At 69.1% G+C, this 13955-nt stretch carries 9 protein-coding genes; 4 read left to right on the top strand and 5 right to left on the bottom strand.

All coding sequences use genetic code 11. The features are described from left to right. Positions 1 to 26 precede the first annotated feature (26 nt). The 5 genes from FYW95_RS16475 to FYW95_RS16455 all read right to left on the bottom strand — a co-directional run bounded on the left by FYW95_RS16475 (position 27) and on the right by FYW95_RS16455 (position 7860). Positions 27 to 2549: an alpha-L-arabinofuranosidase C-terminal domain-containing protein gene (locus tag FYW95_RS16475; protein ID WP_236572222.1), complete on the bottom strand. Its 2523-nt coding sequence runs from the start codon at positions 2547 to 2549 to the stop codon at positions 27 to 29. Positions 2550 to 3163: 614 nt separating this feature from the next. Further along, positions 3164 to 3331 (bottom strand): hypothetical protein, encoded by a 168-nt coding sequence (locus FYW95_RS16470; RefSeq protein ID WP_236572221.1) that lies wholly within the window; start codon positions 3329 to 3331, stop codon positions 3164 to 3166. 214 nt (positions 3332 to 3545) lie between these two features. After that, the gene (locus FYW95_RS16465; RefSeq protein ID WP_160050529.1) at positions 3546 to 5630 is read right to left on the bottom strand and encodes an Hsp70 family protein; all 2085 of its coding nucleotides are present in this window, start codon (positions 5628 to 5630) and stop codon (positions 3546 to 3548) included. Further along, positions 5627 to 6244: a hypothetical protein gene (locus FYW95_RS16460; protein ID WP_160050528.1), complete on the bottom strand. Its 618-nt coding sequence runs from the start codon at positions 6242 to 6244 to the stop codon at positions 5627 to 5629. Before FYW95_RS16460 ends, FYW95_RS16465 begins: the two co-directional genes overlap by 4 nt. Beyond that, positions 6241 to 7860, bottom strand: coding sequence for a hypothetical protein (locus tag FYW95_RS16455; RefSeq protein WP_160050527.1), 1620 nt, complete (start codon positions 7858 to 7860; stop codon positions 6241 to 6243). The genes FYW95_RS16460 and FYW95_RS16455 overlap by 4 nt, the downstream gene beginning before the upstream one ends. Positions 7861 to 8179: 319 nt before the next feature. On the opposite strand from FYW95_RS16455, the gene FYW95_RS16450 reads away from it, so the two are divergent. The 4 genes from FYW95_RS16450 to FYW95_RS16435 all read left to right on the top strand — a co-directional run bounded on the left by FYW95_RS16450 (position 8180) and on the right by FYW95_RS16435 (position 13947). After that, entirely contained in the window at positions 8180 to 10123 is a 1944-nt protein-coding gene (locus FYW95_RS16450) for a hypothetical protein (protein ID WP_160050526.1), read from the top strand. Between the two features lie 183 nt (positions 10124 to 10306). Further along, complete coding sequence (locus FYW95_RS16445; RefSeq protein WP_236572219.1) at positions 10307 to 12391, top strand: AIPR family protein; 2085 nt, start codon at positions 10307 to 10309, stop codon at positions 12389 to 12391. Positions 12392 to 12440: 49 nt separating this feature from the next. Further along, positions 12441 to 13367, top strand: coding sequence for a hypothetical protein (locus tag FYW95_RS16440; RefSeq protein ID WP_160050524.1), 927 nt, complete (start codon positions 12441 to 12443; stop codon positions 13365 to 13367). 52 nt (positions 13368 to 13419) lie between these two features. Further along, positions 13420 to 13947 carry a hypothetical protein gene (locus FYW95_RS16435; protein WP_160050523.1) on the top strand — a complete coding sequence of 176 codons (528 nt, stop codon included), beginning with the start codon at positions 13420 to 13422 and terminating at the stop codon, positions 13945 to 13947. Positions 13948 to 13955 lie beyond the last annotated feature (8 nt).

Raw genomic sequence — 13955 nt, 5'->3', positions numbered from 1 at the left:
CACGGTGCCCGGCGCGCGGGTGCGGACTACTGCCGCGGTGTGAGGCGCATGAAGGTGATCGAGTGCGCGGGGAAGGTGTGGGTGAACACGGTGTCGACACCGTCGACGGTGGAGGTCCGCGGGCTGACGGGCCGGTCGGTCGCCGTGTTCACGGCGTCCGGGGCGGCCTGGAGGACGGTCAGCTCGGCGGTGGGCTCCACCCGCGCGGAGCCCAGGTCGATCGACGTGCGGGCCGCCTCGGCCTGGGCGTTGACGACCTTGACGATGAGCTCACCGGTCCGCTCGTCGCGGGTGACCACCTGGCGGAACGGCTCGGGCTCGGGCGCGGTGAAGCTACCCCATTCCTCGCCGTCGAGGTAGAGGGTCACGTCGCGGTCGCGCACCTCGACCCGGATGTCGTAGGCGCGGCCGGTCTCCACGGTGGTGCCGTCGGAGATGATGGAGCTCTTGGCTCCGCCGGAGGCGCGCTCCACCGCGGACTGGGTGTTGTTCCACCCGCCCAGGTTCCACCAGTAGTAGTCGCCGGTGCCCTGGACGCCGAACCCGACGAGGAAGCCCTCGGCGCCCTCGCGCTTGGTGGCGGTCACCTCCAGGTCGTAGTCGGTCCACCCGGGGTCCCCGGCGGTGACCATCGTGTTCTCACCGGAGACCTCGGTCTGCACGTAGGCGCCGTTCTCCACGACCCAGTTCCCGGCGTCGGTGACGTGGGTCCACCGGTCGGCGTCGGAGGAGAAGTCGTCGGCGAACAGCGTCTCTCCGTCGGCGGAGGTCACGCGGACGTCGTCGTACTCGGCGCTGGTGTTCCAGGTGGACAGCCCCACCGCGCCGGTAATCGGCCCGTCGACGCCGGGGGTGCCGGAGGCGGCGCTGGGCACCACGTGGTCCCCGGTGTTGGTGGAGAACAGCCGCTGCACCTCGTAGTTGGCCGAGCCCCAGCTGGTGGTGTTGTCGAACCAGATCATGTCGGGGGTCCACTGGGTGGACCAGTCCGCGGCCAGCAGAGGGGCGTAGGAGGCCATCTTGACCACGTCGGCGTTGCGCTCCAGCCCGGTCATGTAGGCGGCCTCGGCCAGGGCGTTGGAGAACTGGTTGCCCTGCGAGGCGAACTCGCCCAGGTAGACGTCGGGGCCCTGTCGGTCGTAGGAGTCGTAGCGCTCGTTGTTGGACAGGAACCACTCGGGCGAGTTGTAGTAGTGCTCGTCGACCATGGCGACGCCGTGCTCGCGGTTGAGCTCCCAGGCGCGCTCGAAGACGCCGCCGCCGGAGGCCGGGCCGGAGTTGGAGACGACGGTGATGTCGGGGTACTCGGCCTCGATGGCGTCGCGGAACCGCAGGAAACGCTCGAAGAACGCGTCGGGCAGGTTCTCCTCGTTGCCGACCTGGACGTGGGTCAGGCCGAACGGCTCGGGGTGGCCCATCTCGGCACGCACGCTTCCCCACTCGGAGTTGGCCGGGCCGTTGGCGAACTCGATTAGGTCCAGGGTGTCCTGGACGTGGCGCCGCAGCAGCTCGGGGTCGTCGGTGGCCTGGTTCTCGCCGCAGCCGGTGACCAGGGCGGGCACCACCGGCAGCGGCATGGCGCCGAGGTCCTCGGCGAACTGGAAGTACTCGTAGTAGCCCAGCCCGTAGGACTGGTTGTAGCCCCAGAAGTTGTGGTTGGTCGCGCGCTCCTCGACCGGGCCGATGGTGTCCTTCCACTGGTAGGAGCGTTCCCGCGGCCAGTCGGGGCCCTCGTAGGCCTCGTGGCTGCCGGTGTTGACCAGGCAGCCGCCGGGGAAGCGGACGAAGCCCGGTTCGAGCGCGGCGATCCGCTCGGCGATGTCGGCGCGCAGGCCGTTCTCGCGGCCCTTGAAGGTCTCGCGCGGGAACAGCGATACCATGTCCAGGCCCAGCACGCCGCCGCCGCTCCCGGTGACCGTCAGCCGGCCGGTGGTGCTGGAGCCGGTGGCGGTCAGCGTGCCGGTGTACCGCGCCCAGCCGCCCTGCACGTCCAGGGTCAGCGACTCGGCCAGCGGCTCTCCCTGGGCGTCGTGCAGCCGCACGGTCAGCGCTGCGGCGCGGCCCGGGGACTTCGCCCACACCGAGAAGTCGTACTCCTCCCCCTCGGCGACGGGAATTCCGGTGGAATACCCGCTGTTGACGACACCGTATTCGCCGCCGTCGGCGGGCAGGACCAACCGGAGGTAGTTGCGGTTGCGCTCGTTGAGCCGCCCGTCGTCGTTCACCACCCTCGCCTGGACGTTGGCGTTTCCGGTGGAGATCTCCTCCCATGCGGTCATGGGGGTGTAGTTCTCGTTGTCCGCGGTGCTGTATTCGAAGGACCGGTTCTGCACCAGTTCGGCGTACAGGCCGCCGTCGGCCGCGTGGTTGATGTCCTCCATGAATATGCCGTACATCTGGTCGCTGATCTCAGGACCGGTAGCGGAAGGGTCGATGTCGATGCTGTAGTCGGTCGCGGCCGACGCGGGGGCGGCCGCGGTCACGGCGCACAGCAGTCCGGCGAGCAGCGCGCACGCGGTGCGCGCCGGTCTCCTTCGGTTCGCTCGCAATTCTCCTCCGGGGGGTGTGCCACCGACGGGGGTCCGGTCGGCGGTTGCGGGATTTCTCGGGGCGCGGCGATAGGAGGACTCCCGACGACGAGAATCGTTTACCGGGGACACGGCGCGCGCGTTACACGGCCCTTGTCCCGTCATTCGCTATTTGGATGTTAGCGTTAACATTCTCCGACGTCGTCGAACGAGTCCAGTCATTTGAGGTATTTTCCTAGGTATATCCCTGAGTCTCCGAGAGTGTCAAGGGGTGTTCCACGAATGAATCGTGTAATCCGGTTTCCCTCCCCGTGGAGGGAAACCATCACCGCGTGACGCCTGTCGCGCCGCCTTGACACCGGAGGGGTGATCCCGTCAGCGATTCCGGTCCACGGCCCTTCGGGCACCCCCAGGGGACAACGTGCCCGAACACGATGAACCACATACCTTCAGCGCCGCGTTCCGGGGTTCCCGGGGTGAGAACCCCCGACCGAGCCCCGCCCCAGCCGGGCCCCGGCTCCGCAACCCCGATACCGTTCCCGGCTGACAAGGGCTTTGAGGACCGCGAGGACACGGAATCTGCTGCCGCCCGCGGCCCCCGAGGGCGGGCCCGGAGGCCCGCCCCGCGCGATGGCTCATAGAGCACTGGCGAGGGTACCGAAGGCGGAGAGAGCACCCAGGAAGGAGCCCCCGGCGATGAGGAGGGCCATGGGCCAGCTCTTGTCGGCTTCGCGGGCGATGAGCAGGGTGAGGGAAAAGGCTCCGAAGGAGGCTCCGCACACCAGGGCGAAGGTCGTGGACACGCAAGCTCCCATTCACGATTCCAGGCAGGGCGCACTCGTATGTGCGCCTTCCGGTTCCACCCGAAATCAGAGAGGACTCAACGGTTAAAGGGATACCGCGATGCTTCCCACGACTCCTCCGCCACCTTCCCACGACGTTCGCAGGATGGCACGATAAACACCCCCGCGCAACCCGGCATCGCCCCACGAACCGTTTCTCCGGCATCATCCCTGTTCAACGGGAAAGCCGTCGTTCCTTGAAGGCCCAGATACCGGCGACCTCCGTCCCCCCGAGCAGACGCCCCTTTCCAGCCAGCCAGGAATGGTACTCGGTGTGCTGAGAGAAACCGTCGTTGCTGACCACGACCCCGTCCTTCTTGCGGGCGATGTCCAATAGGTAGACATCGGCTCCGCCGACCGTTCCCGAGGGAACCCGGTGCAGGACCCCCTGGGCGATCTCCCGATCCACTCGCGCCTTCTCCGGGTCGGGTACGACATGGCGGAAGTTGGCGTCGACGAAAACGATGACCTCCGCCCCGGGGTACTGGTCGCGCAGTTCCGCGAGCGCGGCGTGGAGCCGGGCCAGCGTGGGCCGCCCGCCCATGCTCCGGTTCTGCGAACCCCAGGCGAGGTTGGAACCGTCGACCACCAGGGGACGGCACCCCGGTGCCTCTCCCTCCCCCGCCCGGAGGGGAGCCGCCGGGGAGGGACGCGGCCCCGGCTCCTTCTCCGGTGGTACGGCCACCGGTGCGGGCTGGTGCTCCGCCGACGGGGCGGCCGACTCGGGCAGGCGCGGCCGGGTCTCCAGGAACTCCCGCAGACTGGCGGCACTGACCCCGACCCCGGTCGTGGACAGGCCGAAGGCGTTGATCTCACGCTCGACGAGCACCTCCTGGGTGCGCTCCAGGACGGCGCGGACCCCCAGCAGACCGTTGAGGTCGTAGGTGTAGGTGAGGGTGAAGGAGGCCTCGTCCGGTTCCGTGAACGGGGGCAGGTCGATCTTGAGCTCGGTCAGGCAGATGTTGGAACCGTTGTCCGCTCCGGCCTCCTTGGCGACCGGGTCGGCGGGGTCCCCCTCCCAGATCTCCACGCTGAGCCGTTTCTGACCGACGTGGTTGGGACGGTAGGTCTTCTCCTGCGATCGGGGAAGGGTGGCGTTGCGCGGGATGATCTGGCTGAAGGACCGGGTCTCGCCACGGTCGTTCCGCCTGGTGGACACCGTGCCCAGGGCGTGGGTGGTACCGACGGCCAGGTCGATCTCCAGGTCACCGCTGTTGATGGCCGCGGCGACGGCGGCCCCCTGGGCGACCGCGGTCATGGGGTCGCACAGGTCCGCCGAGACCATCCGGTCCCCCATGACGTCGCCGACCATCCGCCGAACCAGGGGGATCTGGCTGCTACCACCGATCATCAGCACCGAGTCGATGTCCTCGGGCCGCATCCCCAGGTCCTTGAGGCAGCGGTTGAGAGGCTCGATCGCCCTCTCCACGATCGGGCGGACGACCTGTTCGAACTCGGCCCGGGTGACCTCGACGCTGCTCCTGTTGCCGGGCACCGAGACGGCGACGATCTCCTCCGTCGACAGACGGATCTTCGCGAGTTCCACGGCACGGGAGAAAGCGGCCTCCTCCGCGTACCCCTCGGGCCTGCGGCTGCTCTTGGTGAGCACCAACCGCCGGAGGGCCGTGTCGATCTCCAGTCCGCCGAGCTGGGCCACGCCCCGCGCGGCACGCTCCTCGAACAGTCCGTCCTCGGCTTCCAGAACGGTGACGTCGATGGTCCCGCCGCCCCAGTCGAAGGTGACGACGTTCTCCAGGGCGTCGTCACCGACCTGCTGCTTGTAGTAGAGGGCGGCGGCGGTGGGCTCGTTGATGAGGGAGTCGACCCGGATCCCCGCCTCCCGTGCGGCGGCACGGGTGCGGAACCGGGCCGCGCCGGCGGAGTTGGCGGGGACCGTGACCACCGCCGTGTCCACGTCCAGGAACTGCTCGCTGTCCGCACGTTCACGGATGGCGTGGAAGATACCGGCGGCCACGGTCGAGGCCGACCAGGAGGTCCGCCCCACGGAGATCCTGTCGTCCCCCACCAGGAGGCGCTTGGCCGCCGGGACGACCTGTTGGGAGCGCAGCTTGGCCTCCCAGCCGAACAGGACCTCCTCACGCAGGGAGCTCACCCCGACCACGGACGGGAACAGGGTCTCGAACCCGGGATAGTTCCAGTCGTCGAGGTTGGTCGCGTCCAGGGCGACGACCTCGGCGTCCTGGCCGGTCCAGCGGGCGAGGACCGAATTGGTCGTACCGAAGTCGATACCGAAGCTCATCGACGCCCCCTCTTCTTCTTGCCGACCCGACGGCCCTTCAGGGGCGCCCCGCAGGTCAGACAGACCGCCTTCTCCTCGTCCCTTCCCGGATCCTTGTGCGGAGGCGCGTCGCTGAACACGACCTCCCCGGCCAGCACCAGCCGGTTCGTGGCCTCGTCCACGAAGGCGGGCTTGACGACCGCCGCGTGCGGCTGCGTCTCCGGGTCCCCTTCGACCACCCTGAAGAGGGACAGGTCCTCGATACCGGTGACCTTCTTCAGGCCGCTGGTCCGACAGAAGTCGGCGATCCTCCGGGCCACCGCGTCGCGGCGCCCCTTCGCCTCCGTCAGCTCGGCGAGTTGGGCGAGCTGGGCCAGATGGGTGCGCCTGGCCTGCATGTTCTCCACCAGGGCCCGGCGTACGGCCTCCTTGACCTCGGCCCCGGTGATCTGTTCACCGCCGCTTTCGGCGAGGGCTCCCGTGACGCCCTCCACCAGGGGTTCGAGGATCGTCCGGGGGTCGAGCCGGGAGGCGAGCAGGGTGAGCAGGCGCTTCCTCTCACTGCTGGGCAGTTCGAGGAGGAAGCTCCCCAGGTCCTCGTCCGTGACCTGCCGGTGGTGGTCGGACGTGTTCATGGTGTCCTTTCGCGAACGGCCAGTTCCATGAGCGACGCCATCGCCTCGTCGCGTATCCGCTCCCTCTCCGACGGGGGCAGCGACTCGGTGCGGCGCGGGAGGGGGCGGGCGCCGGGGATGAGCGGCGCCGGAACGCGCGGCGCCGGAAAGAGTTCCTCCCGGTGCACGGGAAGCACGTACAGAGGATGGTTCTCCGGTCCGCCGTCGGCCTCGATGTCCCGGAGGAGGTCCCTGGCGTGGTTGATGTCGGAGAGCTCCTCGGTCCGTCCCTTCAGCTCCCGCCGCAGCCCCCGCCAGGCGGCCTTCCACTCACCGGCCGCGACGCCGTGGGGGACACCGAGCTCCAGGTAGGGGTTGAACAGCGGCCCCCGGTGGTTGCGGTCGGTGTCCAGGAGGCTCATCAGCCAGGCGATGTTGGCGGCGACCACGGGGCTGTCCGACTTCAGGGCCGCCAGCCTCACCCACGCGTTGCGCAGCGCCTGGGAGTCGCCGGGGTCAGCGAAACGGAGGTTGAGGTAGACCTCCATGGCCGTGGCCTCCTCCCGCACCCAGGCGGTCCTGGACGCCAGATGGGGGGACAGGGCCTTGTACGTCCTCGGGTCGACGTTCATCAGGTCGCGGTGGGCACGGCGCAGGTCGCGCCAGGCGACGAACTCCGACATCGGGGCCGGAGCGCTCCTGGGCAGGGTGGCGGATCCGCACAGGTCCTCCAGCAGCGGCCAGAAGGACCGGTCGGCGAACACGGCCCGGGGCCAGGCAGCGGGCCTGCCCCGGTTGTCGAGCAGGTCCCGCAGGAGATTCTCCGCTCTGCCCGCCAGCGAGCCGACGAGCAGCTCCGCGGCCACCGGGTCCCCGTCGGCCACTCCGGCCAGGATCCGGGCGGACTCGGGAGCCTCGTCGGGCACAGGAAGGCCGGGGTCCTCCCGTAGGCGTCGCCTCCAGAGTTCCTCCGGCCAGTCGAGTGCCTCCGCCTGTTCGCCGGTCAACCGGTCGGGGTCGCTCCGCGCCAGGAGGTAGAGGTTCTCCCGGGCATCGGTCCGTTCCTGGCCGGTGGGAGACACCGCCGGTTCGCGGCCGAGGAAGTCGTCGACGAGCGCGAGCGGCGCGGTCGAGAGGAAGCGCTCCGGGTCCGTGGGGGCGCTCCCGAGCCGGACGAGTTCGCTGTCCCGCCACAGCAGCAGGGGCGGGGTGGGGCACCGGACCTTGAGGAGCGTCTCCGCCGTGGGTTCGACGCGTCCGCTGATGAGCGCCGCCACGTATCCGCTCTCGGCCGTCTGACGCACTCCGATCTCGTGCAACCGGGCCAGGTGGAGCGCTCCGAGGCGGGAGGGCAACCGTCCCAGCAGCCGCAACAGGAGAGAGGGGGCTTCCGGGCAGGGCCTTCCGTTGAGCAGGACGGACAGCCTCTCGGCCGTGTCCCCGCCTGCGGCCCCCGCGGCGACGATGGCCGCCTCGACCGCGTCCCGCAGATCGGATATCCGGTCGGGTTCCACCTGGAATTCCCGCCAGACGTCGTCCCCTCGGGCCCGTGCCCGCTCCTGGCGGATTCTGGCCAGGCGCTGGCGTTCCTCGGCCAGTGCCCTGGCCTTCCGTTCCCGGGGATCACCGGTTCCCACGTTGACGAACTCTATTCACATGCGGATTCGACACGGCACAGCTCGACAGGGTGGCGGTCCGTACGGGGTCGGAGTTCCACGAGCCTGCCGGAATCCTAACGGCATCGGAACCCAACGGGGAAGGGAGGTCGCACGGTCGCGGCACCTCACAGCGGATATCCCCGCCAACACGTGGCGCCATTTCCCCTCCGCGTGTCCTCCGATGGGTCTAGCCTGGCCCTTTCCCCCGCCCTTTCCGACCCCTATCCCGCAAAATCAAAACTACCTCCCTTGAGAGCCCGCTGACCAGCGAGTTCTTTGTTCGTGAACGGAAGCCCCCATGACCACAGCCCGCCCCGAGTCGGCGCTTCCGGCCGGGTTTCTCCACGCCGTGATCCGTGACCGCCCCGCTGACTCCCCACAGGTCCGCGTCGCCGCGGAGTGGGTGCGCTCCGCGCCGGGCGCGGCCGGCGCGGAGGATCTGATCGCCGAGCTGTTGACCGGACCGTACGCGAAGGAGGCCCCGGGCTGGCTGATCGAGGCCGCGGCCGCCTGTGACCCGGACACGGTCTCGCGCCTCCCGGGGGACCCCTTCCTCACCAGCCTGCCGGTCCTGGCCCTCGACCACCCGTCCTGCTCCGAGGAGCTGCGGGTGCGGGCACTCCGCGAGTGCGACGACGACAAGCTGGCCCTCTTCGGGAACGAGCGCGTCAGCGAGCGGCTCGCGCGGGCCACGGCCGGGGAACTGGGGCGTCGCTGCGGCAGCCCGCCCGCGGTGACCCCGGAGACGGGCAAGGACCCGAGTCCCGCCCACCGGGTGCTCAGGAGGCCTCGACTGCACGATGTCGTCTTCTCGGCCGCGCTGGACCTCCTCCCCGTCTGGTCGCCCCGGAAGCGGGAGGAGGGCGAGGACCACGAGCAGTGGTACGCCTGGTTCTCCGCGGCGGGCGACGCCTGGGAGCGCATGTGGCGGGATGTTCTGAGGAGCCAGGAGGACCGCCACCGGCAGATCCTGGAGTGGTCGGTCTCCTCCCGCTCCGCCGAGGCCCAGATCCGCCATCAGCTTCTCAGCGGTATCCCCTGGTCGGTGGAGCCGGACCTCCTGGTCGAACTCGCCGAGCACGACCTCCGCGCCTTTTCCGAAGCGCTCCTGTGTGCGGAGATCGCCCACCAGGTGTCGCTGGGCGTACCCGCCGATGAGGTGGAGGAGCGGTTCCGCGAGAACCTGCCGTTCCTGGGTAGGCGCAGGGGGTGGCTGATAGAGGCTGTCCTCAGGGGTGAGGATCTCTGGTTGGATTCCGCGCTCGAGGAGCCGGTGGACACGGCCAAGGCGTGCGTCTCGGACACGTGGCGGTACATCCTCGAAACGCAGGAGAACCCGGAGGAGCGACGCTCCCCGCACTCCTGGCGCACGCCGCCGGAGACGCTGGCACATCTGCGCCGGATGTTCGCCGAGGCCGCCGTCCATGTCATCCCCTGGTGGGAGAAGGCCCCCCATGAGCAGCGCTTCGGCCCCAGGGGCCTGCGGTGGCTGCGCGTGGTCCTGACCCATCTGCCCGAGGTCACCCCGGAGCTCAGGGAGTCGGCCCGGCCGATCATCCGGGCGGGCGAGGCCTACCTCCGGAAACAGGGACCCTCCTACCGCAGCCACCAGATGTACCGGGACATGGAGCGCCTCCGTGAGGACCTGGACGTCCTTCGGAGGCTGGTGGACCCCTCCTCCGTGCCCGTCGCCTCGGGCGTACGTGAACTCGGCTCCCCGGACAGGGTGGAGGTGCGGGAACTCGCCGACCTGAGCGCCGACGACCTCAGGCGCTACCTGGACGCGCACCCCGGCCATGACGCCCTCGTGGAGAAGGCGCTGCTCTCACTGGCGTTCGAACGCCGGACCACCGGGAAGTCCCTCTCCGGAATCCTCGACCGCCATTCCGCCCCGGAGGCGGCGCTCCTGCGGCTGACGAGGCATCTGCGCGCCCGCCTGGGCGGCAACCCCCCGCTTCGCCGGGCCTGGACCGCGCTGGTCCTGTCCCTGCCGGAGGTGGCCCCCGAGGTGGTGCGGGCCCTGCCGCTGTGGTCGGCGGTGCGCTGCCCGCAGGGACAGCCAGCCGTGGTGTCGGCCGTCACCCAGGCGCTGGGCACGGACGAGCAGGCCTGGAAGCGGTTCGCCGACAACCCGGCGACGGGCTCCGGGGAGCATGCCTGGCTCCGGCTCGACGACGTCCTCGACGCGGCCGCGGTCGGTGAGCCCTGGCCCGCGCCTCCGTCGAGGTACCGCGCCGAGTAGCGGAACCGCCACCGGGACCCCCGTCCCGGTGGCCACGGGAAGGCCGAAAACACTCATGCGGGTACCCGGTCCCAGTACGATGGTCGTCACCTCCCGTCACGATTCTCCCTCCAAGGACACCCGATGCCCGGCTCCCCGCGTGCCCGTGACACCAACCCCCGCGCCCTGAGGCAAATCGCCCATGTGCTGAACAGGGATTTCAACGCCCAGATCGACATGAGCGACTTCGAGGGCAAGCAGCCGCAGGAGGTGGAGACCGCCCGGTCCTCGCGTGCGCTGGCCGCACTCGCCGTCCGCGGTTTGACGGGCTGGGAGGACAAGGACTGCGTCAAGTGCGTGATCGACGGCCGCAGGGACCAGGGAATCGACGCCATCGCGATCTCGGAGACCTCGCGTGAGATCTGGCTGGTCCAGGCCAAGTACAGCTCCAAGGGGACCGCCGGGGTGGGCAAGGACGCCGCCAGAGCGCTCATCCAGGGGTGGCGGCTCATCGACAACAGCAACTTCGACCGCCTCAACGAGCGCGCCCAGCGGTTCGAGGACCGGCTGCGCGCCGTTCTACGCGACCCCCACGCCCGCGTGCACCTGGTCATGGCGGTCACCGGCCCGGGGGGTTTGAGCGAGGAGGTCCGGGAGACCTTCGAGGACGAGTTGGCGGAGGCCAACGGACACGGTCTGACCCTGGACTACAGGGTCCTCAACACCGAGTCCCTGTGGCAGCAGATCCGCGTGGAGGAGGCTCCCCCGGAGGTCGAGATCGAGGCGCGGATGCGCAAGTGGATCCACGTCGACGTGCCGGTCAGCATGTACCAGGGGATCGTTCCCGCCTCCCAGGTCGCCGAGTGGTTCGGCACCGCGGGACAGCACCTGTTCCAGCAGAACATCCGCTACGCGCTGGGGGTAAACGAGGTCAACTCCGGCATCGTGGAGACCGCGGTGAACAACCCGGAGTACTTCCTGTGCTTCCACAACGGGATCACGGTCATCTGCGACTCCCTGGAGACCGAGTTCCCCGGTCGGCGCCGACCCGACGAGCCGGTGATCCTGAAGCTCCGCGGAGCGAGTGTGGTCAACGGAGCCCAGAGCGTCACCTCCCTGCACCACGCACTGCTGGAATCTCCGGAGGCCCTGGAGGACGCGGACGTGAGTGTCCACGTCATCTGCACCAACGGGGACTCGCCGGAGCTGCCCTCCCGGATCACCACCACCCGCAACCGGCAGAACCAGGTCGAGGAGCGGGACTTCGTCGCCCTGGACCGGACCCAGACCTACATTCGCGAGGAGTTCGCCCTCGTCCTAGACAAGACCTACACCTACAAGCGCGGTGAGGCCGATCCTTCTCCTGATCAGGGGTGTTCCGTGACACAGGCGGCGGTGGCCCTGGCCTGCGCGCACCCCAACACCAAGCTCACCGTCCGCGCCAAGCAGAACGTGGATACGCTCTGGGAGCGTGGCTCGGACGGAGCCTACGACCTTCTGTTCAAGGAGCAGCCCAGCGCTTCGATGATCTGGGGTATGGTCCGGCTGCACCGGGCGACCGTAGCCCGCGTCCACGAGGTGGCCAAGAAGTACAAGGGTCGGGCCGCCGACGTGGCCGACCGCGGTGACTTCCTCATCGCTCACCTGGTGTCCCAGATCATCGACCGCAAGGGGATGGACGACGTCGAGTACGGCTGGGACGGGGTACTCGCCCGTGTGCCGGCGCTCGTCGACACAGTGTTCCCCTGGCTCGTCCACCATGTGGACCTGGCCTTCGGCCCGGACTCCAAGAAGTCGCTGACCCGGACCCTGTCGGATCCCCTGCGCTGCCGTCTGCTCAGTGACGCGGTCCTGCGCGACGTACGAGCGGGCGGGGAATCACCGAAGGTCCCCGACGACTACCTGCGGCAGGCCCAGCAGAGGGCGTCCCGCAAGCTCCGCCGCCCGAACAGCGTGACCATCCTCAAGGACTCGGGCGCCCTGGTGAACGGGACACCGCTACGCTTCGAGCCCGCCAACACGAACGAACGACAGGCCCTTTCGGAATGGCTGGCCAAGGACCCCGCCCGGGTCGAGGCGTCATGGACCGGCAACCGCAAGTACCCCCTGCTGTGGGCGGCGGACGGGCGCAACTACTCCCCCAGCGGACTCGTCATGCACATGTACGGGCTCGTGGGCTGGGAGAACGCCCCGTTGGCCGTCCAAGGGCCCTCCCGGTGGTACATCGACGGTGTCTCCATGGCTGACCTGGCCGAACGCCTCTACGCGGACATGGGCGACGAGAGCTGAGCGGCAACGGCGGCGGGGAGGTACGAGAAGCGGATCGGAGACTGCGACGATGGCCAAGCACTGTTTCGCCGTGTACCGGATCCAGGTGTCCAGGATGCGGCGCCCGGACCAGGTCATGCCCGTGGACGACCTGGACGGAGGAGGGCTCGACCTCCTGGACCTGGTCGGAGAGGCGCTGAAGGAGCTGGAGCACACGCCGAGAAGGGACGAACGGCGCCAGTACTACCTCTCCGTTCCCGACCACCGGCGTACCGAGGAGCGGGAGGTCGAGATCCGCTTGGACTACGGCAAGTTCGGCAGCCCCGGCATGGTCAAGGACGTCCACAAGCACCAGGACCGGTACCGCATCAAGCAGGATGAGGCCGCCACGACCTTCCTGCGCAATCTCGTCGTGGTGCCGCGCCGCGCTTCCTTCGCCCTCCTGCTCACGGAGCGCTATCGGCGCACCGGCGCGGGTACGGCCTTCCTGGAGCACCTGAAGGAATCCACCATGCCCGCGCTGAGGCGGAGGGGCCTGGTCCTGAGACACGAGGCCCTGGCCGACTCCGAGGCGTTCCGGATGTTCCTGGCCAGGGCCCGGCTGACCGAGATCGAGGTCAGGGAGAACTTCCGGGGGACCGACCTGTTCAACCAGGACGAGACGCGGCCCAGCGGAACCTTCTGTCACACCTACAAGCCCAAGCGGATGGACCAGGCCCTCCTCTCCCTCTTTCGCGAACAGGTGCTCACCCGATCCTTCGACATGGCCGAACTCTTCCATCTGCGCACCGCCGAACACATCGTCGAAACACGTGTCACCCTGAACGACGACACCCAGGAGAGGACGATCATCCTCGACGAGGAGGAGACGGCGCCTCCCCTGACCTACCTCCTGGCGGAGGACGACGCTCCGCGCCCCTCCGACCGTCAGGCCCTCGCGATCATGCGTGAAACCGCGGCCAGAACGTGTCAGCACCTCGCGATAGATTCGGACTGAAGTTCGACAGCCTCGGCGTGCGGGGGCGGACACCATCGATGAGAGGGTCGCCATGGACGCGAAATGGTCCGTACTTGGCGTCGTCACCGATCACCTGAACACACTGGTGGACCGGCGCACCGGGCGCTGGATGACCCGGGACTACGCGGCCTTCTTCGCCTTCCCCCTCGGTGTGGGGGTCTGCGCGTTCCTCTTCGAGGTCCGGATCGCCAACGCGCAGAACCTGATCGCGGGCGTCTCGGTCTTCACGGCCCTGCTGTTCGGCCTGCTGGTCCACGTCTTCGGGCTGGGCCTGCGCGTCGCGGCGGAACGTTCGGGCGAGGGCGCGCTCAGAACCGCCCGCATGGTGGACCAGCTGCACGCCAACGTCGCCTACGCGACGCTGCTGGGCCTGGTCGCGACCGCCGGCCTCATGGCCCTGATCGTGGCCTACGACCAGGAGGCGGTACCGCGATGGGCCTCGGCCGTGGTCATCGCCGCTCTCGTGCACCTGTTCATGACACTTCTGATGGTGTTGAAGCGGATCCGGTCGATGTACGCGCAGATGCGCAGGTACGCCCCGTTCACCGACAGGACCTGAGAGGCCGA

It is taken from the genome of Nocardiopsis sp. FR4, assembly GCF_009830945.1.
GTDB lineage: Bacteria > Actinomycetota > Actinomycetes > Streptosporangiales > Streptosporangiaceae > Nocardiopsis.
Note: the sequence above shows the minus strand (reverse complement) of the source record. Positions and strands in the feature narration are given on the sequence as shown.